Source organism: Streptomyces sp. CLCI03 (assembly GCF_053615355.1).
In genome coordinates this window covers 2,544,025-2,565,272 of the sequence record NZ_CM132132.1, presented here as the reverse complement: position 1 = coordinate 2,565,272, position 21,248 = coordinate 2,544,025, and the positions used below count along the sequence as shown (strand labels likewise).

Here is a 21,248-nt window from a genome sequence, read left to right as displayed (position 1 = left end):
CGTGAGGGAAGGGCCCGGGGGAGACCCCGGGCCCTTCCGCGTTCCCTCGGCCGCGTCCGGCGGCGGGCGGTTCAGGTGTACGACGCCTCGCGCGGGCGGTCTCCGGCACGGGCGGCGGGCTCCGCCGCGGGCGGGGCGGGCGCTTCGATCCCCCGCATCAGGGCCGCGGCGAGCACGGCCGCCCCGAGCAGCAGCGCCGTACCGCCCCAGGCCGCGTACTGCATTCCGTGGACGAACGCCTCCCGGGCCATGGCCAGCACCCGCTCCCCGGCCGGCCCGCCGAGGTGGTGGGCGGTGGCGACGGCCCCGCCCAGGGTCTCCCGCACCGCGGGCTCGGAGCCGGCCAGGTCGTGGCGGTAGACCGCCGTCCCCAGGCTGCCGAGCACCGCCATGCCCAGGGCGCCGCCGAACTCCGTCCCGGTCTCCAGCAGCGAGGCGGCGGAACCGGCCTTCTCGGCGGGGGCCGAGGCCAGCGCCATGTCGGACACCAGGGACAGCACGGTGACGATGCCCGAGGCCAGCACCCCGGCGCCGGTGAGGATCAGCCAGAGGGAGTCGGTGTCCACCAGGCTGATCAGGACGAATCCGCCGGCGGCGAGGACGAACCCGCCGGCGATCACATAGGCCCGGTCCACTTTCCGGGCGAGGGCGGCGGAGACCGGGGCCGCGGCGCCGATGACGACCGAGGGGGCCAGGCTCCACAGGGCGGCTTCCAGGGTGCCCATGCCCAGCACCGACTGCAGGTACTGGGTGGTGAAGTAGGCCGAGCCCATCATGGCGAAGGCGGCGAGGGTGTTGAGCCCGATACCGGCCCCGAAACCGCGGCCCGCGAACAGCGCCCGGCTCACCATGGCGTCCGCACGGGAGCGCTGGCGGCGGACGAAGGCGTACCCCAAGGCCAGTCCGACGACGAGGCAGCCCGCGTAGAGCGGTTCGAAGCCCTCGGCGGCGATCTCCTTCAGTCCGTAGACGACCGGCAGCACGGCGGCCATGGACAGCGGGACGCTCAGCAGGTCGAAGCGGCCGGGGGCCGGGTCCTTGAACTCCGGTACCAGGAGCGGGACCAGGAGCAGCAGGAGCAGCATCGCGGGCACGTTGACGAGGAAGACGGAGCCCCACCAGAAGTGGTTCAGCAACACCCCGCTGAGCACCGAGCCGAGGGCGATGCCGCCGGTCATGGCCCCGGACCAGATGGCGATGGCCTGCCCGCGCTGCTTGTCGTCCTGGAAGAGGTTCCGGACGAGGGCCAGTGTGGAGGGCATCAGGGTGGCGCCGCCGATGCCGAGCAGCACGCGGGCCGCGATGAGCATCTCGGCACTGGTGGCGTAGCCGGCGCCGATCGAGGCGAGGCCGAAGGCGGTCGCGCCGATCAGCAGCAGCTTGCGGCGGCCGATCCGGTCGCCCAGCGAGCCCATCGTGATCAGCAGGCCGGAGAGGGCGAACGCGTAGCTGTCGAAGATCCAGAGCTGCTGGGTGGAGCTCGGGTCGAGCTGGTCGGTGATGGCCGGGACGGCGAAGTAGAGGACGGAGACGTCCATCGAGACCAGGAGCAGGGGCAGCAGGAGGACGGTGAAGGCGGTCCATTCGCGGCGGCCGGCACGGCGCGCTGTGGCAGCGGGGGTGGCAGCTGGGGTTGTCATGAGCAGGAATATACATACGTCTTAAACGTTCGTCTATGACGACTGTCTAGAACTGTCGTCTAGGACACCTGTCTTGCTACCGTGTGGCCATGGGACATCGCGAAGATCTGCTCGAAGGTGCCAAGAAGTGCCTGGTCGAGAAGGGGTTCGTGCGCACGACCGCGCGCGACATCGTCAGCGCCTCCGGGACCAACCTGGCCTCCATCGGCTACCACTACGGCTCGAAGGACGCCCTGCTCACCCAGGCCTTCATCGGCCTGATGGAGGAGTGGGGCGCGGTCTTCCAGGACGGGCTCGACGGCGACGGCGGATCGCTGGAGCGCTTCCGCGCCCTGTGGGAAGGCGTGCTGGCGCAGCACGAGAAGTCCGGCCCGGTCTGGGCGGCAAGTCTGGAGGTGGCGCTCGGCCGGGACCAGCGGCCGGAGTTGAGGTCCATGCTCGCGGCCTCGCAGGCCGACGGGCGCCGGGGGCTGATCTCCATGCTCACCGGTACCCCGGAGGACCAGCTCGACGAGCGGGACGTGCGCACGCTGGGCGCCTTCTACCAAGCGCTGCTGAACGGCCTGATGATCCAGTGGCTCTTCGACCCGGAGTCGGCCGCGACCGCGGAGGAATTCACCGAGGGCATGCGGCGCGCGGCGGAGGCGATGATCCGTCCCTGAGCCGCCCCTGAGCCGCCCCTGGGCCGCCCCTGGGCCGCCCCTGGGCCGCCCCTGGTCCGTTCCTGATCCGTCCCGGATCCGGACGTGCCCCGGGCCCGACCGAACCGGACGTCCCCCGAAGGGTGTTGCCGGGAGGCCGCGCCCTACGCCAGGCGCGCGGCTTTGAGGGCCATGTGGAGCAGCAGGCGGTCCTCGCCCTCGTCCAGGTCGAGGCCGGTCAACTGCTCGACCCGGGCCAGTCGGTAGTAGAGGGTCTGGCGGTGGATGCCCAACGCGGCGGCCGCGCGGCCCGCTTGGCCCGCGCAGTCCAGGAAGACCTCGGCCGTACGGGCGAGGTCGCGGTGGGTCGGGGCCAGCAAGGTGCGCGCCGCGGGGTCGTCCACCGGGTCGGCGGCGAGCGTCGCCAGCATCCGGTACGGGCCGATCGTCGACCACTGGGCGACCGGGCCGAACCGGGGCTGGGCCGCCGCCGCCCGGGCGGCCGCGACGGCCTGCTCCCAGGCGGCCGGCAGGTCGGCGAGTCCCCGCACGGGGTCGGCGACGCCGGCGGTCACCCCCCGGGCCGTGGCCGTGGCCGTGGTGGCGGCGGCCCCGGCGCTCCCGCCCGAGGCCTTCCCGCCCGAGGCCTTCCCGCCCGAGGCCTTCCCGCCCGAGGCCTTCCCGCCCGAGGCCTTCCCGCCCGTGGCCTGGCCGGTCGCGCCCTTCCCGCCCGGCCCCGTCGCCTGTGCCGTGCGCGGCAGCAGCCGGGTCACCGCCGCCAGGGCCGGAGCCAGCGCGTCCGTCGAGCGCAGCCGGAGCAGTACCGCCAGAGCCGGGTCGCCTGCGGCTTCCCGCCCGGGCCCCGCTCCCGCTCCCGTACCCGCACCCGGACCGGCGGCGCCGCCCGGCTCGGCCCCGCCCCGCCGCGGTACCACGCACACCGCCGCCGCGCCCGGTACCGACGCCGGAGCCTCCCCGGGCCACGGCGTCACACAGACCGCCGCGTGCAGTCCGTCCCCGCCGGGGCCGAGGGCGGCCCGCAGCGCGGCCACCGCCATGTCCTGCTGCCAGCCCCGGCCGGCCGTGAGCACCGCCAGGAACTCCCGTGACAGGTCGGCCCCGGCCTTCGCCTCCTCGGCGAGCAGCACCCCGATGCGCTGGGCCACCTCCATGGCCGCGTCGAGCGCCGCCGGCTCGGGCCCGGGCTTGCCGGGCTCGTGGTCGAGCAGCCATACGTAGCCCTGCACGATGCCCCGGTACCGCACCGGCAGGCAGATCCGCCCGCGGAACACCCCGGCGTCGGGCGCCGCCGGGATCCGGACGGGCCCGGTGGCGCGGGCGATGCCGAAGGCCTCGAACCAGGAGCGGACGTCCGCCGTGGACTGCCGGGTCAGGATCGAGCGGGTCCGTACCGGGTCCATCGCCAGATCGTCGTCGCTGTCGTGGGCACCGAAGGCGATCAGGCGGAAGTCCCGGTTCTCCAGGGTCGCCGGGGCGCCGAGCAGCGCGGAGATCTCGTCCACCAGGTCCTGGTAATCGCCCTTCACGCGGACATTCTCCCACCCCGGCAGGGACCCTTCAGACAGATGTATGAGATCCGGGACACGGATGCGTGACAGCTGTCGATGGCAGAGGATCAAAGCGATCCTTAGGTTTCACGGTGGTTTCACTTGCGCTTTTCTTTCTGCCACCCGCTGGAGGTGCCCCGTGCTGGGTCCCGTGATCCTCGCCGCTTCGCGCAGCGACAAGATGCGTCGTATCGTCTCCGCCGCCCCGGTGACCAAGCCCGTGGTGAATCGGTTCATCCCCGGCGAGACCGTCGATCAGGTCATCCCGATCGTCGAGGAGCTCACGCGCAACGGCCTTGAGGTCACCCTCGACGTCGTCGGCGAGGACATCACCGAGGTGGCGCAGTCCCACGCCGCCCGGGACGCCTACCTCCAGCTCATCGAACGCCTCGCGGAGCTCGGCCTCGGCGAGAAGGCCGAGATGTCCGTCAAGCTGTCGATGTTCGGCCAGGCCCTGGAGGGCGGCCACGAGCTGGCGCTCGCCAACGTCCGCCCGGTCGTCGAGGCCGCGGCCGCCATCGGCACCACCGTGACGCTGGACGCCGAGGACCACACCACCCTCGACTCGATGTTCGCCATCCACGAGGAGCTGCGCCGCGACTTCCCGCAGACCGGCTGCGTGATCCAGGCGTACCTCTTCCGCACCGAGGCCGACGCCCGCCGCCTGGCCGCCGCCGGCAGCCGCGTCCGCATCGTGAAGGGCGCCTACAAGGAGCCCGCCGAGGTCGCGTACCTGGACAAGGCGGAGATCGACAAGGCGTACGTCCGGATCCTGAAGATCCTCATGGACGGCGAGGGCTACCCGATGATCGGGTCCCACGACCCCCGCCTCATCGCCATCGGCCAGGAGCTCGCCCGCAAGGCCGGGCGCAAGCTGGACGAGTACGAGTTCCAGATGCTGTACGGCATCCGCAGCGAGGAGCACCTGCGGCTCGCCGCCGAGGGCCACCGGATGCGTGTCTACACCGCGTACGGCACGGACTGGTACGGCTACTTCATGCGACGCCTCGCGGAGAAGCCGGCCAACCTGCTCTTCTTCGTCCGCTCGATGATCACCAAGAACTAGGCACCCCACTAGCTCAAGGAGTTACCAGCCCCATGGATGCTGTGACCCAGGTCCCCGCGCCGGTCAACGAGCCGGTCCACTCGTACGCCCCCGGCACCCCGGAGCGCACGCGGCTCGAAGCGCAGCTCAAGCTGCTGTCCGAGAACCCGATCGAACTCCCGATGACGATCAACGGCGTCAAGCGGATGGGTGGCGGTGAGCGCTTCGACGTGGTCCAGCCGCACGACCACAAGTCGGTGCTCGGCACCTACGCCAACGCCACCCAGGCCGACGCCCAGGAGGCCATCGACGCCGCCCTCGCCGCCGCCCCGGCCTGGCGCTCGATGTCCTTCGACGACCGCGCCGCGATCATCCTGCGCGCCGCCGAGCTGCTGTCCGGCCCGTGGCGCGAGAAGCTCGCCGCCTCGACCATGCTGGGCCAGTCGAAGACCGCGCAGCAGGCCGAGATCGACACCCCGTGCGAGCTCGTCGACTTCTGGCGCTTCAACGTCCACTTCGCCCGCCAGATCCTGGCCGAGCAGCCGGTCGCGAACTCCGCCGGCGTGTGGAACCGCAGCGACCACCGCCCGCTCGAAGGCTTCGTCTACGCGATCACGCCGTTCAACTTCACGGCCATCGCCGGCAACCTGCCGACCGCCCCCGCCCTCATGGGCAACGTGGTCCTGTGGAAGCCGTCCCCGACGCAGACCCACTCCGCGATCCTCCTCATGGAGCTCCTGGAGGAGGCCGGCCTGCCCAAGGGCGTCATCAACCTGGTGACCGGCGACGGCATCGCCGTCTCCGAGGTGGCCCTGAACCACCCCGAGCTGGCCGGCATCCACTTCACCGGCTCGACCAAGACCTTCCAGTACCTGTGGAAGACGGTCGGCAACAACATCGAGAAGTACAAGTCCTACCCGCGCCTGGTCGGCGAGACCGGTGGCAAGGACTTCGTCGTCGCGCACCCGTCCGCGGACCGCGCCGTCCTGAAGACCGCCCTGACCCGCGGCTCCTTCGAGTTCCAGGGCCAGAAGTGCTCGGCGTCCTCGCGCGCCTACGTCCCGGCCTCGATCTGGAACGACGGCTTCAAGGAGGCCTTCGCGGCCGAGGTCGACGGCATCACCATGGGTGACGTCCGCGACCTGACCAACTTCATCGGCGCCGTCATCGACGAGCGTTCCTTCGCGAAGAACAAGGCCGCGATCGACCGCGCCATCGCCGACCCGACCTGCGAGATCATCGCCGGTGGCACGTACGACGACGCGGAGGGCTACTTCGTCCGCCCGACCGTCATCGCGTGCACCGACCCGGAGAACGAGGTCTTCACGACCGAGTACTTCGGCCCGATCCTCGCCGTGCACGTCTACGAGGACGCCGATTTCGACGCGATGCTGGCCCAGATGGAGTCCGTCTCGGCCTACGCCCTGACCGGCTCGATCATCGCCGCCGACCGTTACGCGGCCGCGGACGCGATGGAGAAGCTCCGCTTCGCGGCGGGCAACTTCTACATCAACGACAAGTCCACCGGCGCCGTCGTCGGCCAGCAGCCCTTCGGTGGTGGCCGCGCCTCGGGTACCAACGACAAGGCGGGCGCCGCGTCGAACCTGATGCGCTGGACCTCGACCCGCTCGATCAAGGAGACGCTGGTCGCGCCGACCGACTACGCGTACCCCCACATGGGCTGACCGAGCCCCCGCCTGACCTCCGCCCCCGTTCCGGTACCCCCAAGTCCGGAGCGGGGGCGGTATCCATTTCCCTCACCGGCAACTCCTGCCGGCCTGACCGAAGTTGTCGTGTACGGCGACCAGCTCCGCTACCCGGTCCCGGTGACCCGGGGGAGACAACCACCACCGTGCCGCGACCATCTGCCGCGCGGCCACCGGACTTCCGCACCGCACCTGCCTCGGCTGGGCCGAAGCGGGGCTGATCGACCACCGTCGACCGGTCCCGGACGCCGAGGACGAAGGGCAGCGCCTCCTCGAATCGCTACTGGTGACCGAGCCGGCCGACGGGCTCCGGGAGGGCGACCTGCGCGACGGGGCCCTCTTCGGCTTCACCTCCGCCCGGCCGGCGATCGCCCGGGACGGCCTGTCCCTCGCACTGCACCCGGCCATGGCGGACCGGGTCCTCGCCACCGTGCTGCCGCGCATCGACCAGGACGACGGCGGACTCCGCGGAGTGCCGGGCCTACGCATCGTCCCACGGCGGGGAGGGCCCACTGTTGCTGACCACGGTGATGGTGACGGCGGCCGTGCTCGGCGTCGCCAAGGTGGTGCGGGGGACTGGTTGATCCTTCGGCAGGGGCGGGCCGCCATGGACGCCGGCAGCGCGGAGGACCGGGTGCGGATCGGGATGCGGCTCGCCGAGGCCCTCGGGGGCGGGCCGGCCGCCGAGGCTGCGGGGCAGATTCCGGAGCAGCCCGGCGGCGAGGTGGTCAGACCTCGACCATGACCTGGTCCAGGGACTTGCGCAGGAGGTCCGGGACCTCGCAGTCGTCCGCCGGGTAGCCAACCGGGACGACCGCGAAGGCCTTCTCGTTCTCCGGGCGGTCCAGGACGTGGCTGAGGAAGCGCATCGGGCTGGGGGTGTGGATCAGCGCCGCCAGCCCGGACAGGTGCAGGGCGGACAGGAGCATGCCGACCGCGATGCCGACCGACTCGTCGACGTAGTAGTGCTTGCGCTTCGTCCCGTCCGGGCCGAGCCAATAGCGCTGCTGGAAGACCACGATCAGCGCCGGGGCGTCCGTGAGGTGGGTCTTCACGGCGTCCGTGCCGATGGGACGCAGGGCGGCGAGCCATTCGTCGCCCAGCCTGCCGTCGTAGGACAGCTGCTCCTCCTGCTCGGCGGCGGCCCGGATCTGCTGCCGGACGGCAGGGTCCTTGACCAGGACGAAGGTCCACGGCTGCTGGTGCGCCCCGGATGGGGCGGTCGCGGCGCAGGCGATGGCGTCCCGGACCACCTGCTCGGGCACCGGGTCGGGGGAGAAGTGGCGTACGGTCCGCCGCTCCTCCATCCGGGCCCGCAATCCGGCGGCGCGCGCGAGGGATTCCTCGTGCGGCATCCGCTCGGGACGGTAGGCGACCGGACGGTAGGGATCACCGTGGGTGGGCGTCCACCGCCCGGTCCCAGGGGCTGTCCCGGAGGTGGTCCCGGGTGTGGTCTCAGGCGACATGGAGCAGATCATCACGCCGCCGTGCGACCCGCCGCCAGAGCCGTACACGGATCTCGCGCACGATATGCACGGACTCGGGCGATTTCGGAGGTGGTGATCACCGGTCGATTCCGCGTGCGGAACGCGCTCTTCCAGCGGCGTGACCCCGGGCCGGTGAACCCGTTCCCGAGGCCGCCCGCGGACCCCGGGTACGGGTGGACCACCCCGCCCCCACCGGCCGTACGCACCTTCGGCGGGCTGGGCGGCGAGGCCGCGGCCCCGGTGGACCACCGGGCCCGCACCGTCCCGCCGGCCAGGCACGCGCCCGCCCCGGTCGGCCGTGCGAGCCACGGACGGCCCGGCCGGGCGGCACTCCGGGTTTCGAACCCCCCGGCTGTTTCCGGCCTTTCCCGGCCGCACCCGGGCCGCCGGCGCGCGTTGGTACGGTCGTCCGATGGAGAACCTCGTACGGCACACGGCGGAGCTGACCGGTACGGAGCTCCGCGAGATCCGGACCCTGCTCGACGCGGCCTTCGACGGTGACTTCGCCGACGAGGACTTCGAGCACGCCCTCGGCGGGATGCACGTGCTGGTCCGGGACGCGGGCGGTGACCTCGTCGCGCACGGCAGCGTCGTCATGCGGCGGGTCGTGCACCAGGGGCGGGCCCTGCGCACCGGGTACGTGGAGGCCGTGGCCGTACGGGCCGACGCGCGCCGCCGCGGCCTCGGCGGGCAGGTCATGGCCCGGCTGGAGCAGGTGATCGGCCGGGCGTACGTGCTCGGGGCGCTGTCGGCTTCGCAGGACGGGGCGGCGCTGTACCTGGGCCGCGGCTGGCAGGTGTGGGGCGGGCGGATCGGCGCGCTCTCGCCGGACGGGCCCGTCCCGCTCCCGGAGGAGGAGGGGTCCACGTACGTGTGGGCGCCGCCCGGCGGGATCCGACCGGACCCGGCCGGGCGGCTCGACTTCGACTGGCGGGACGGGGACGTGCTCTGAGGGGTGCCCGGCCCCTGCCCGGAGCAGGAATCCGGCGTGTCCCGGGTGGGTCCGGCTACGAGCCCGAGACGCTGGGCGCGCCCGTCTCGATGTGGCCCGTGCAGCGGCGCGACCAGGTGCCGTCGGAGTCGGCGAGGATCGTGAAGTCGTACCAACCCTTGCTGTAGGCCACGGCGTTGAAGTGGTCCTCGCGCGAGGAGTTCGCCGGGACCGTGTACGTCCACGGGCCGTCCGTGCGGTAGGCGTTCGCGCGGATCGTGAAGGTGACGGGGGAGCCGGAGGAGTTCTTCATCTTGAAGTAGACCGCCGGCTTGCCGGTGCCCGGCTCGACCGCGAAGCGGGCCACCACCTCGATGTCCTTGCCCGGCTTCGACGCGTCGCCGATGAAGCGCCGCAGGAAGCGGTTCGGCCCGTGCATCGAGATGTCGTACTTGCCCGAGCCGTGCCCGAGGCCTATGTGGAAGTAGTCGCCGGCGGTGCCGCCCGGGTCGACGGTGTACTGCCAGGGTGTCGTGTCCCGGTGCTGGTGCGGGTGGATCGAGAAGTGCGCCGCCCGCTTCGCCTCGGCGCCCTGGTTGGCCATCGAGAACCAGGCCGTGATCTGACCGGCCGGCCCGAACTCGAAGCGGTCCAGATTGCCGTTCACCTGGTACGGCAGCGCCCGCGCGGGGCGGGTGCCGGGTTCCTGCGCCGGGAGGGCGTTGTCCTGCGGCGCCGGGTTGGGGAGCGGGGCGCAGGTCGCCTGGCCGATCACCTTGGCGGTGGACGGCAGACCGGCGGGGTACCCGTGGACCGGGTGCGCGAAGTCGAAGACACCGGTCAGGTCGCCGACCACCTTGCGGCGCCAGTCGCTGATGTTCGGACAGGTGGCGGGGGTGCCGAGGGCGGCCGTCCACTTCTCCATGAACCGCAGCACCGAGGTGTGGTCGAAGACCTCCGAGCTGACCCAGCCTCCACGGGTCCACGGCGACATCACGATCATCGGGACGCGGAAGCCGAGCCCGATCGGGATCCCGTCGAGGTACTCGCCGGGCGTGCCGGGCGGGGCCACCGGCGGCGGCACGTGGTCGAAGAACCCGTCGTTCTCGTCGTAGTTGAGGAAGAGCACCGTGGAGTCGAAGACCTCGGGGTCGGCGGCCAGGGCGCGGTGGACCAGGTCCACGAAGTGGGCGCCGTCCCCGGGCGGGGCGTAGGGATGCTCCGAGAAGGCCTCGCTCGCCACCACCCAGGACACCTGGGGGAGGGTGCCCGCCACCACGTCGGCGCGGATCGCGGCCGCGATGTCGTCCGGGGTGGAGCCGGTGACCTTGGGGACCGAGCCCATGCCCCGGTCCCGCAGCGGATCGCCGGGGGCGGCGTCCGTGAACCTCTTGAAGTAGGCGAGCCCGTTGTCCCCGTAGTTGTCCTGGGCGTTCTGGTAGACCTTCCAGCTCACGCCGGCCCGCTGGAGGGCCTCCGCGTACGTCTCCCAGGTCAGCCCGGACTCCTCGCCGCCGTCCTTGCTGGTGGCGTCGATCTTGCCGCTCCACAGGAAGGTGCGGTTCGGGCCGGTCGCGCTGAGGGCGGAGCAGAAGTACGCGTCGCAGATCGTGTAGGTGTCGGCGAGGGCGTAGTGGAAGGGGATGTCCCCCCGGTCCAGGTGGCCCAGGGTGCGGGCGTTGCCCACGCCGGTGACCCAACTGTCCAGCCGGCCCTTGTTCCAGGCGGCGTGCTGCGAGGTCCAGCTGTGCGGGAGGTCGCCGGTGCACTGGGCCAGCGTCTTGCCGTCGACGCCGCCCGCCGGCGGGGTGGCGGACAGCTTCCACGGGTACCGGCGGCCGACCCGGTCGGGCTGGTCGAACATGCCCCAGCCGCCGGGGAGGTTGCCGGCGGCGCGGTCACCGAACCCGCGGACACCCTTCAACTTGCCGAAGTAGTGGTCGAAACTGCGGTTCTCCTGCATCAGGATCACCACGTGCTTCACATCGGTGATGGTGCCGGTCGCGGCGGCCGCGGCCGCCGTCGTCGATGCGACCACGGGCAGGGTGGCGCCCGCCACGAGCCCGGCGCCGATTCCCACGAAACCTCTGCGGCTGATCGGTGTCACTGGCCTCTCGCCTCCCACTCAAGTGCCCCGTCGACACATCGACGGAAAGAGTGGCGGTGCCGGGTTCAAAGGTCTACATCCGTGCGGTAAGAAATCGGTGAACTTAAGGGTGGCCGGAATCAAGTGCCGATCCGGACGAGCATCTTGCCCAGATTTTCCCCGCGGAGCATGCCCAGGAAGGCCTCCACCGTGCCTTCGAATCCCTGGACAACGGTGGTGTCGGTACCGACCCGGCCGCTGCGCAGATGAGGGACGAGGAAATCCTCCAACTCGTCCTGCAGATTGGTGTGATTGCGAACCAATACCCCTTCCAGACGGAGGGACTTGTGGACGACCTCGAAGAGGTTGCGGGGCGCGGCCGGCGAGCGGTCCCCGTGGTACGTCGAGATCGCGCCGACCCAGGCGACCCGCCCGTACTCGCGCAGCGAGCCGATCGCCCCTTCCAGGTGGTCCCCGCCGACGTTGTCCACGTAGACGTCGATGCCGTCCGGGGCGGCCTGCGCGAGCTGCTCGCCGACCGGGCCGTCGTGGTAGTCGAAGGCCGCGTCGAAGCCCAGCGTGCCGGTGAGGTGGCGGACCTTGGCCGCAGAGCCCGCGCTGCCGATGATCCGCCGGGCGCCGAGCAGTCGGGCGATGTGGCCGGTGGCCGTGCCGACCCCGCCCGCGGCGGCGGAGACGAAGAGGTCCTCGCCGCTGCGCAGGGCCGCCGTCCGGGTCAGGGCGGCGTAGGCGGTGAGTCCGGTGCCGCCGAGGACGGAGAGGTAGGCCTCCAGCGGGACGCCGTCGTGGCCGCGCAGCTTGCGCGTCCCGTCCACGCCGAGGGTGACCAGGGCATGGGTCCGCCAGCCCGCGCGGTGGAAGACCAGATCGCCCTCGCGCAACCCCGGGTCGCGGGAGGCGAGCACCCGGCCCACCGAGCGGCCCTCCAGCGGGGCGTTCAGCTCGAAGCCGCCCTCCCCGCCGTCCATCATGCCCCGGTGGTACGGGTCCACCGAGAGCAGGAGGTTCTCGACGAGCGCGGTGCCGGGACCCGGCCGCGGGACCGGGGAGGAGACGTACGTGAAGTCCGCGGCGCCGGGGAAGCCGGTGGGGCGGGCGATCTGGTGGACGGCGTGAGCGGTGTTCGTGGTCATGGGCCCGACGCTAGGAAGGAATGGGTGACCCGGGCAGAGGGTTGCGTTCATGGAACGCGCACATCCATGAACGCCGCTCATATGACGAGGTGAGAGCCCCCGTGCCCGACCTGCTGCCCCAGGAACTGCGGATCCTGGTCGCCGTCGCCGACAGCGGTGGCTTCTCCGCCGCCGCGGCCGCGCTCGGCCTCACCCAGTCGGCCGTCTCGCACTCGGTGCGCGGCAGTGAGACCAAGGTCGGCGCGGTGCTCTTCGAGCGCGGCCGGGCCGGGGCCACACCCACCCCGGCGGGGGAGCGGGCCGTCGCCCTCGCCCGCCGGATCCTGCGGATGTACGAGGTCCTCGGCGCGGAGGTCCGGAGCGCGGGCCGGGGCGCGGGCCGTGGCGTGGTGGAGGGGGTGCTGCGGATCGCAGCGTTCCGCAGCGCGGCCCTGCACCTGCTGCCGCCCGCGCTGGAACGGCTCACGGCCCGGCACCCGGGCATCCGCCCCGAGGTCCGCGTGGTGCGCGAGATCGGCGCCGGCACGGCCGGGGAGGTGGCGGCGGGCCGCGCCGACCTGGGCATCGCCACCCTGGGCGGCTCGCAGGACGTGCCCCCCGGCCTGCTGACCGGGGTGCTCACGCAGGAGGCCTACCGCCTGGTCCACCCGGCCGGGCACCCGGATCCGAAGGGCCTGCCGCTGATGGACTGGGACGAGAACTGCGGCTCCTACACCCGCTCCTGGTGGCGGGCCCAGGACTGGATCCCGCGGGCGACGGTCAAGGCGGAGGACGACGCCATGGTGCTGACGATGGTCGGCCGCGGGCTCGGTATGGCGATCATGCCCGAGCTGTCCCTGAGTGAGGCGACCGAGGCGGTGGACATCACCGATCTGGGCCCCTCGGGGCCGGTGAGACAGGTGGGATACGTCACTACGGCGGAATCAGCCTCAACTCTCGCCGTATGGGCTCTGATCAGGGAACTTCGCTCCGAGAAGGGCTGAAACGGATCCACTGGACGGGGCTTTCCGGGGGAGTGCGCGTCTCAGATAGTAGGAAGCCCGAGTAATTGCCGAGACATACAACCGGACCTGCCCTAGCTTTGTAGAAGCCGAACGTCTCGCCGATCAGGCGAATGGCGGTCGAGAGCGCGCGCCCCTGGCAGGCAACCCCTGCGGCGCATCGCTCCCCGCCTCTTCCGGCGCCTTGAAGGAACCCCTCATCCGTGGCCCCGCCACGCCGTGATCTCAAGGAGTCGATCACCATGACCGCTTCCACCGCCACCCGCCGCGTCCGCCACAGCTCCGCCTCGGCCGACGACCGCAAGAACGCCGCCGCCGCTCTCCAGCGCGCCCTCGACCGCCGTGACAACGGCGGGTCCACCGGCCACTGACCTGCGCCGCCCGAGACGTTCTGCGTCCCCATTCGTCCACATGGTGGACGCAGAATGTCTGAGGGCTGGGACACGGAGTACGGTTCCGTCATGTCGACCAGCATCAATCTCGCAGTGATCCCCGGTGATGGCATCGGCCAGGAAGTCGTGGCTCAGGGACTCAAGGTCCTTACCGCGGTCCTGCCTCAGGATGTGAAGCTGGAGACCAAGCAATACGATCTCGGCGCCCAGCGCTGGCACCGCACCGGTGAGACCCTCCCGGAGGCGGAGCTCGAAGAGCTCAAGCACCACGACGCGATCCTGCTCGGCGCCATCGGCGACCCGTCGGTCCCCTCCGGCGTGCTGGAGCGCGGTCTGCTGCTGAAGCTCCGCTTCGCCTTCGACCACTTCATCAACCTGCGCCCGTCGAAGCTGTTCCCGAACACGGCCACCCCGCTCGCCGGCCGCCCGGAGATCGACTTCGTCGTGGTCCGCGAGGGCACCGAGGGTCCGTACACCGGCAACGGCGGCAGCCTGCGCACCGGCACCCCCGCCGAGGTGGCCACCGAGGTCAGCGTCAACACCGCGTACGGCGTCGAGCGCGTCGTCCGGGACGCCTACGAGCGGGCGAACGCCCGTCCCCGCAAGAAGCTGACGCTGGTCCACAAGAACAACGTCCTCGTGTACGCGGGCCACATGTGGAAGAACATCTTCGACAAGGTCGGCCAGGAGTACCCCGAGGTCACCACCGACTACCTGCACGTCGACGCCGCGACGATCTTCTTCGTCACGCAGCCCGAGCGCTTCGACGTCATCGTCACGGACAACCTCTTCGGTGACATCCTCACCGACCTGGCCGCCGCCGTGACCGGCGGAATCGGCCTCGCCGCCTCCGGGAACATCAATCCGACCGGCGCCTTCCCGTCCATGTTCGAGCCCGTCCACGGCTCGGCCCCGGACATCGCCGGCACCGGCAAGGCCGACCCGACCGCGACGATCCTCTCGGTCGCCCTCCTGCTGCGTCACCTGGGCTACGAGGCCCAGGCCGTCCGCATCGAGGACGCGGTCTCCGCCGACCTCGCGGAGCGTGACGGAACCTTCCGCTCCACCGACGCGATCGGCGACGCCCTCGCCGCTCGAGTAGCCGGCTGACCCGGCAGCTCCACCTCAGGAAGCCGTCGGGTCACAATGGGACCCGGCGGCTTCTCCTGTGCGGCCCCGGGTGCCACCATCTCCCCTGGGCCGCTCTCCCCGCTTCTCCGAAGCCTGCCCGCGCGCGATAATCGAACGCGAGGCCGCGGAATGCGGGGAAGCTCGGACGTCCTAGTACGCCGTGAGCGCGGTCCGCCATACACAACCGGTGAAGGACAAGCACTCATGACGACGCCCACGATCGAGCTCAAGCCCTCCTCGAACCCGCTGTCCGATGCGGAGCGCGAGGCGATCCTGGCCAGCCCCGGCTTCGGCCGCCACTTCACCGACCACATGGTGACGATCAAGTGGACCGAGGGTCGCGGCTGGCACGATGCCGAGCTGGTCCCGTACGCGCCGCTCGCGATCGACCCGGCGAACATGACGCTGCACTACGCGCAGACGATCTTCGAGGGCCTCAAGGCCTACCGCCAGCCCGACGGCACCGTGGCCACCTTCCGCCCCGAGGCCAACGCCGCGCGCTTCCAGTCCTCCGCGCGCCGCATGGCCATGCCGGAGCTGCCCACCGAGCTCTTCATCGAGGCCTGTGACGCGCTGATCAAGCAGGACCGTGCCTGGGTGCCGGACTCCGGCGAAGCCTCGCTCTACCTGCGGCCGTTCATGTTCGCCTCCGAGGTCGGCCTCGGCGTCCGCCCGGCGAACGAGTTCCTCTTCATCGTCATCGCCTCGCCCGCCGGCGCGTACTTCCCCGGTGGCGTCAAGCCCGTGTCCGTCTGGCTCTCCGAGGACTACGTCCGCGCGGTCAAGGGCGGCACCGGCGCGGCCAAGACCGGCGGCAACTACGCGGCCTCGCTGGTCGCGCAGGCCCAGGCGGCCTCCCACGGCTGCGACCAGGTGGTCTGGCTCGACGCCGTCGAGCACCGCTGGATCGAGGAGATGGGCGGCATGAACCTGTACTTCGTGTACGGCGACCGCATCGTCACCCCGGAGCTCACCGGCTCGCTCCTTCCCGGCATCACCCGCGACTCCCTCCTCACCATCGCCCGCGACCTCGGCTACACCGCCGAGGAGGGCCGCCTGACCACCGAGGACTGGCAGCGCGACAACGAGAACGGCACCCTCACCGAGGTGTTCGCCTGCGGTACCGCGGCCGTCATCACCCCGGTCGGCTCGGTCAAGTCCGAGCGCGCCAACTGGATCCAGGGCGACGGCGAGCCGGGCCAGGTCACCATGCGCCTGCGCAAGGCGCTGCTGGAGCTCCAGACCGGCCACAGCGCCGACACCCACGGCTGGATGCACCCGCTGGGCTAGTCCCCGCGCGTGCCACGCGACAGGCCCGCACCCCGGATGTCCCGGGGTGCGGGCCTGTCGCGTACGTACGGGGGTGCTCAGGCGTTCGCGGGCTCCTCGGCGGCGGCGACCGCGGGGGCCGGGGCGGGGGAGCGGCGGGCGGTGAGCGCGGTGTACACGAGCCCACCGGTCAGGCCGGACAGGACGAAGGAGCAGTCCACGCCGCCGGTGAGGGCGAGCAGCGGGCCCTCGTAGAAGGGGGTGGTCACGGCGAGCAGGCCGACGCCGGCGCCGATCGCCCAGGAGGCGGTGGCGGCGACGTTCCATCCGGAGCGGAACCAGTAGATCCCGCCCACCGAGCGGCGGTTGAAGACCTGGAGCGCGTCGGCGTCGTAGCGCCCGCGACAGCGCACGTACCCGATGAGGGTGATCACGGCCCACGGGGTGCCGATCGCGGTCAGCACCAGCACGAACGAGGTCATCGCCGACTGCACGTCCCACTCGAAGGAGCCGATGAAGACGAAGGCGGTGGCGACGGCCGCGGCGACCAGGGTGGCCGTGGTCCGGGTGGCCTTGGGCACGATGGCGTCGAGGTCGAGGCCCATCGAGTAGAGCATCAGCCCGGCGTTGCCCACGGAACCGGCCGCCGCGGCGGCGAGGAGCGGGATCAGGTACCAGAAGGGCGAGGCCGCCACCAACGGGCCGGCGTACTCGGCTCCGGCCCGGGCCGCGAGCGCCGTGTAGGTGCCGAACAGCTGCGGGATCAACAGGCCGAAGAGCAGCCCGAAGCCGGTGGCCCAGAGGACCTTGCGGGAGCTGTGCCGGCGCGGGGAGATGTAGCGGGTGTAGTCGCCGAGCAGGGTGATGAAGGCGACCGGGCCGCTGAGCCCGGCGGCGACGGCGGCGAGGATCCAGGTCGGCCAGAAGGAGCCGAGCAGGTACGCGGTCTCCGGCGGGGCGGCGGTGGTGAAGTCCCCGGAGTAGGCGAAGACGCCGATGGCCAGCAGGACCACCATCCCGATGGCCAGGATCTTGCTCATGCGCAGCAGCAGCCGGTAGCCGAAGACGGCCGCGACGACGGTACACGCGGCGAGTACGCCGTACATCACGCCCCGTGTGGCCCCCGTGTCCGGCAGTCCGGTGAGCCGTGAGAGGACGCCCACCATCACGTCGCCGCCGATCCACAGGGTCAGTGCGGTGTAGCCGAGCGAGAGCAGCAGGCCCACCACCGAGCCCACGAGCCGGCCGCGTACGCCGAACTGTGCGCCGCTGGAGGTCGAGAGGTTGGTCGCGGTGCGCAGGGAGACGAGTGCCAGCGGCGCGGTGAAGGCGATACCGACGAGGGTGCCGGTCACGATGGCGGTGACCGAGGACCACAGTCCCAGTCCGAAGGACGGGGGCAGCCAGCCGAAGACGATCACACCGAGGCAGAGGTTGGAGCCGAGAAGGATCGAGATCAGGTCACGGGGACCGCTCGTCCGCTCGTCCTCGGGGATGGTGTCGACTCCGCGCTGTTCGATGGGCATGGGGGACTCCCTTGGCAGGGCGGGGGGTGGTTGCGCTTTGTTTGAGCGACACTCAATGTGACCCAAGGTCTGCCCCCAGGTCAATGATTCCCTGCAAGGAAATGAAGAGTTAGAGTGATGCTCTAACCCATCGACTCAAGAGGTGGTGGATCGGCGTGCGGCTGACCCCTACGGAGCGCGACCGGCTGCTGCTCCGCAGTGCTGCGGAGCTGGCCAGGGCCCGGCGGGCCCGTGGCCTGAAGCTGAATGTCCCGGAGGCCACCGCGTTGATCGCGGACACGGCCTGCGAGGCGGCGCGCGACGGCAAGCGGCTCGCGGCGGCCATCGATGAGGCCCGCAGGGTGCTGGGTCCCGACGACGTCCTGCCGGGCGTCGCCGACGTGGTCACCGAGGTCCACGTGGAGGCCGTGTTCGACGACGGATCCCGCCTCGCGGTGATCCCGTCCCCCATCCAGGGCGCGGTCCCGCTCGGGGACGACGCCCCGGGCGCGGTCGTCCCCGGACCCGGCGCCCCTCAGCCCGAGCCGGTCCTGCACCTGCACGTGCGCAACACGGCCGCCGTGCCGGTGAGCGTGACCTCGCACTTCCACTTCTTCGAGGCGAACCCGCGGCTCGACTTCGACCGGGCCGCCGCCTACGGCATGCGACTGTGCGTGCCCGCGGGCTCGTCCGTCAGGTTCGACCCCCACGGCGAGGGCGAGGTCGGCCTCGTCCCCATCGGCGGCGACCGCATCGCCGTCGGCTTCGCGGGGCTGGTCGACGGGCCCCTGGACGCACCCGGCGCCAAGGACGAGGCCCTGCGCCGCGCGGCGGCCTGCGGCTACCTCGGAGTCACCGCCGTGGATCAGGACGGAGACCCGGCATGAGCAGGAAGACCCCGCACAGCGATCACTGTGCGCCGGGCGGTCGGCACATCGATCCGCACGAGTACGCGTCCGTGTTCGGCCCGCGGGCCGGGGACCGGGTGCGGCTCGGCGACTCCGGGCTCACGGTCCGGGTCGAGTACGACGCGCAGCGGCCGGGCGACGAGTTCCTGGCCGGTTTCGGCAAGACGGCCCGGGACGGCCTGCACCTGAAGGCCGCCGCCGTCCGTGAGACCTGCGACGTGGTGATCAGCAACGTGCTGGTCATCGACGCCGTCCTCGGTATCCGCAAGGTGTCGATCGGTATCCGCGAGGGGCGGATCCACGCGATCGGCCGGGCCGGCAATCCCGACACCCTCGACGGGGTCGACGTGGTCGTCGGCACCGGCACGACGATCGTGTCGGGCGAGGGTCTGATCGCGACCGCCGGAGCCGTGGACACCCACGTCCACCTGCTCTCCCCGCGCATCATGGAAGCCTCGCTCGCCGCGGGTGTCACCACGATCATCGGCCAGGAGTTCGGCCCCGTCTGGGGAGTCGGCGTCAACTCCCCGTGGGCGCTGAAGCACGCCTTCAACGCCTTCGACGCCTGGCCCGTCAACATCGGCTTCCTCGCCCGTGGCTCCTCCTCGGATGCCGCCCCGCTGGTCGAGGCCCTCACCGAGGGCGGCGCGTCCGGCTTCAAGGTGCACGAGGACATGGGCGCGCACACCCGGGCCCTGGACACGGCGTTGCGGGTGGCCGAGGAGCACGACGTGCAGGTGGCCCTGCACAGTGACGGCCTGAACGAGTGCCTGTCGGTCGAGGACACCCTGCGGGTGTTGGAGGGGCGGACCATCCACGCCTTCCACATCGAGGGCTGCGGTGGTGGGCACGTACCGAACGTGTTGAAGATGGCGGGCGTGCCGAACGTCATCGGCTCCTCCACCAATCCCACGCTGCCGTTCGGGCGGGACGCGGTCGCCGAGCACTACGGGATGATCGTCTCCGTCCACGACCTCAAGCCCGACCTGCCCGGCGACGCCGCGATGGCCCGCGACCGGATCCGCGCCGGAACCATGGGCGCCGAGGACGTCCTCCACGACCTGGGCGCGATCGGCATCACCTCCTCCGACGCCCAGGGCATGGGCCGCGCCGGCGAGACGATCCGCCGCACCTTCGCCATGGCCGCCAAGATGAAGGGCGAACTCGGCCCGATGGACGGCGACGGCGAGGGCGACGACAACGCCCGCGTCCTGCGCTACATCGCCAAGCTCACCATCAACCCCGCCATCGCCCACGGACTCGCCCACGAGATCGGCTCCATCGAAGTCGGCAAACTCGCCGACATCGTCCTGTGGCGCCCCCCGTTCTTCGGCGCCAAACCCCAACTCGTCCTCAAGTCCGGCTTCCCGGCCTACGGAGTCACCGGCGACCCCAACGCCGCCACCGACACCTGCGAACCACTCGTCCTCGGCCCGCAGTTCGGCTCGTACGGGGCCACGGCCGCCGACATCTCCGTCGCCTTCGTCTCCGCCGCGGCCGCGACCCTCGGCAGCGACGAGATGCCGACCCGCCGGCGCCGCGTGGCCGTCCGCGGCACCCGGGGCATCGGCCCGAAGGACCTGCTGCTCAACTCCCGGGTGGGCGCGGTCGATGTGGACGCGCGCAGCGGACTGGTCTCCCTCGACGGGGAACCGCTGCGCTCCGAAGCCGCCGAATCGGTCTCCCTCAACCGCCTGTACTTCCTGTAAGTCAGCACAGCCCTTAAGGACCCACCTGCCATGACCAAGCCTGTCGACCACGGCTTCCGGATGCCCGCCGAGTGGACGCCCCACGAGCGCACCTGGATGGCCTGGCCCAGCCCCAACCCCACCTTCACCAACGCGCAGGAACTCGCCGAGGCCCGCGAGGCCTGGGGCGCCGTCGCCCGCGCCGTCCGCGCGTACGAGCCGGTGACCCTCGTGGTCTCGCCCGGCGACGCGGAGAGCGCCCGCGCCGTCGTCGGCGACGACGTCCAGCTGGTCGAGCAGGAACTCGACGACGCCTGGATGCGCGACATCGGCCCGACCTTCGTCACCAACGACGCCGGCGAGCTCGCCGCCGTCGACTGGACCTTCAACGGCTGGGGCGCCCAGGAGTGGGCCCGCTGGGACCACGACTCCAAGATCGCCCGCCATGTCTCGGACGTGATCGGCACCCGCACCTACAGCACCGAACTCGTGAACGAGGGCGGCGCCATCCACGTCGACGGCGAGGGCACCGTCCTGCTCACCGACACCGTCCAGCTCGGCGAGGGCCGCAACCCCGGCTGGACCCGCCGGCAGGTGGAGGCCGAGATCCACGCCCACCTCGGCACCACCAAGGCGATCTGGCTCCCGTACGGCCTGGCCGGCGACTACGGCACCTACGGAACCCAGGGCCACGTCGACATCGTCGCGGCCTTCGCCCGCCCCGGCGTCGTCATGGTCCACACCCAGCTCGACCCGGCCCACCCGGACCACGAACGCTGCAAGACCATCGCGGCCGTCCTGCGCGCGTCCACCGACGCCCGCGGGCGACAGCTGGAGGTCGTGGAGATCCCGGCGCCGACCGTGCTGGAGGAGGACGGGGAGTGGGTGGACTACTCGTACATCAATCACTACCTGTGCAACGGCGGTGTCGTGCTGTGCGCCTTCGACGACCCTCGTGACGAGGAGGCCGCCGAGATCTTCCGCGGACTGTTCCCCGAGCGCACCGTGACCCTCGTCGACGCACGTACGATTTTCGCCGGGGGTGGCGGTATCCACTGCATCACCCAGCAGCAGCCGAAGGTCTGATCCGCAGACG

At 71.5% G+C, this 21,248-nt stretch carries 18 protein-coding genes; 12 read left to right on the top strand and 6 right to left on the bottom strand.

Annotated features, from left to right (window positions below; translation table 11 throughout):
- Positions 1-71: 71 nt before the first annotated feature.
- Complete coding sequence (locus tag ACWG52_RS11530) at positions 72-1,640, bottom strand: MFS transporter (RefSeq protein WP_453128621.1); 1,569 nt, start codon at positions 1,638-1,640, stop codon at positions 72-74.
- 89 nt (positions 1,641-1,729) lie between these two features.
- Here ACWG52_RS11530 and ACWG52_RS11525 point away from each other — a divergent pair, with 89 nt between their 5' ends.
- A complete protein-coding gene (locus ACWG52_RS11525) occupies positions 1,730-2,302 on the top strand; it encodes a TetR/AcrR family transcriptional regulator (RefSeq protein ID WP_161289234.1) in 573 nt (190 codons plus the stop codon).
- 143 nt (positions 2,303-2,445) lie between these two features.
- On the opposite strand, the gene ACWG52_RS11520 is transcribed toward ACWG52_RS11525, so the two are convergent.
- Positions 2,446-3,828, bottom strand: coding sequence for a PucR family transcriptional regulator (locus ACWG52_RS11520; RefSeq protein WP_453128618.1), 1,383 nt, complete (start codon positions 3,826-3,828; stop codon positions 2,446-2,448).
- Between the two features lie 160 nt (positions 3,829-3,988).
- Between ACWG52_RS11520 and ACWG52_RS11515 the strand changes: the two genes are divergently transcribed.
- The 3 genes from ACWG52_RS11515 (at position 3,989) to ACWG52_RS11505 (ending at position 7,345) form a co-directional block, all read left to right on the top strand.
- On the top strand, positions 3,989-4,915 hold the full coding sequence (locus tag ACWG52_RS11515) for a proline dehydrogenase family protein (RefSeq protein WP_202199581.1): 927 nt from the start codon (positions 3,989-3,991) through the stop codon (positions 4,913-4,915).
- Positions 4,916-4,947: 32 nt separating this feature from the next.
- On the top strand, positions 4,948-6,579 hold the full coding sequence (gene pruA, locus ACWG52_RS11510; protein WP_389805334.1) for an L-glutamate gamma-semialdehyde dehydrogenase: 1,632 nt from the start codon (positions 4,948-4,950) through the stop codon (positions 6,577-6,579).
- A 307-nt stretch (positions 6,580-6,886) separates the two neighbouring features.
- Complete coding sequence (locus tag ACWG52_RS11505) at positions 6,887-7,345, top strand: hypothetical protein (protein ID WP_389805331.1); 459 nt, start codon at positions 6,887-6,889, stop codon at positions 7,343-7,345.
- Here ACWG52_RS11505 and ACWG52_RS11500 read toward each other — a convergent pair.
- Positions 7,329-7,955 carry a nitroreductase family protein gene (locus tag ACWG52_RS11500; RefSeq protein ID WP_389805328.1) on the bottom strand — a complete coding sequence of 209 codons (627 nt, stop codon included), beginning with the start codon at positions 7,953-7,955 and terminating at the stop codon, positions 7,329-7,331. The two genes, ACWG52_RS11505 and ACWG52_RS11500, sit on opposite strands and share 17 nt — an antisense overlap.
- A gap of 544 nt (positions 7,956-8,499) precedes the next feature.
- Here ACWG52_RS11500 and ACWG52_RS11495 point away from each other — a divergent pair.
- Positions 8,500-9,039 (top strand): GNAT family N-acetyltransferase, encoded by a 540-nt coding sequence (locus ACWG52_RS11495; protein ID WP_389805325.1) that lies wholly within the window; start codon positions 8,500-8,502, stop codon positions 9,037-9,039.
- 55 nt (positions 9,040-9,094) lie between these two features.
- Here ACWG52_RS11495 and ACWG52_RS11490 read toward each other — a convergent pair whose 3' ends face one another.
- Positions 9,095-11,125, bottom strand: coding sequence for a phosphocholine-specific phospholipase C (locus ACWG52_RS11490; protein ID WP_390138154.1), 2,031 nt, complete (start codon positions 11,123-11,125; stop codon positions 9,095-9,097).
- A gap of 119 nt (positions 11,126-11,244) precedes the next feature.
- Positions 11,245-12,258 carry an NADP-dependent oxidoreductase gene (locus ACWG52_RS11485; RefSeq protein WP_389805319.1) on the bottom strand — a complete coding sequence of 338 codons (1,014 nt, stop codon included), beginning with the start codon at positions 12,256-12,258 and terminating at the stop codon, positions 11,245-11,247.
- 101 nt (positions 12,259-12,359) lie between these two features.
- Between ACWG52_RS11485 and ACWG52_RS11480 the strand changes: the two genes are divergently transcribed.
- From ACWG52_RS11480 to ACWG52_RS11465, 4 genes are all read left to right on the top strand, one after another.
- Entirely contained in the window at positions 12,360-13,241 is an 882-nt protein-coding gene (locus ACWG52_RS11480; protein WP_453128614.1) for a LysR family transcriptional regulator, read from the top strand.
- A 260-nt stretch (positions 13,242-13,501) separates the two neighbouring features.
- The gene (locus tag ACWG52_RS11475) at positions 13,502-13,630 is read left to right on the top strand and encodes a hypothetical protein (protein WP_257789859.1); all 129 of its coding nucleotides are present in this window, start codon (positions 13,502-13,504) and stop codon (positions 13,628-13,630) included.
- Between the two features lie 90 nt (positions 13,631-13,720).
- The gene (locus ACWG52_RS11470; RefSeq protein WP_033224643.1) at positions 13,721-14,761 is read left to right on the top strand and encodes a 3-isopropylmalate dehydrogenase; all 1,041 of its coding nucleotides are present in this window, start codon (positions 13,721-13,723) and stop codon (positions 14,759-14,761) included.
- A gap of 225 nt (positions 14,762-14,986) precedes the next feature.
- Complete coding sequence (locus ACWG52_RS11465; RefSeq protein ID WP_030725522.1) at positions 14,987-16,072, top strand: branched-chain amino acid aminotransferase; 1,086 nt, start codon at positions 14,987-14,989, stop codon at positions 16,070-16,072.
- A 77-nt stretch (positions 16,073-16,149) separates the two neighbouring features.
- Here the strand turns inward: ACWG52_RS11465 and ACWG52_RS11460 are convergent, their stop codons facing one another.
- On the bottom strand, positions 16,150-17,577 hold the full coding sequence (locus tag ACWG52_RS11460; RefSeq protein WP_389805310.1) for a cytosine permease: 1,428 nt from the start codon (positions 17,575-17,577) through the stop codon (positions 16,150-16,152).
- A gap of 155 nt (positions 17,578-17,732) precedes the next feature.
- Between ACWG52_RS11460 and ureA the strand changes: the two genes are divergently transcribed.
- From ureA to ACWG52_RS11445, 3 genes are read left to right on the top strand one after another with little or no spacing between them, the layout of a single operon-like run.
- Entirely contained in the window at positions 17,733-18,443 is a 711-nt protein-coding gene (gene ureA / locus ACWG52_RS11455) for an urease subunit gamma (protein ID WP_390138159.1), read from the top strand.
- Positions 18,440-20,173, top strand: a complete 1,734-nt coding sequence (locus tag ACWG52_RS11450; RefSeq protein WP_389805304.1) for an urease subunit alpha — start codon at positions 18,440-18,442, stop codon at positions 20,171-20,173. The genes ureA and ACWG52_RS11450 overlap by 4 nt, the downstream gene beginning before the upstream one ends.
- 30 nt (positions 20,174-20,203) lie before the next feature.
- Entirely contained in the window at positions 20,204-21,238 is a 1,035-nt protein-coding gene (locus ACWG52_RS11445; RefSeq protein ID WP_453128609.1) for an agmatine deiminase family protein, read from the top strand.
- The last annotated feature ends 10 nt before the right edge of the window (positions 21,239-21,248 follow it).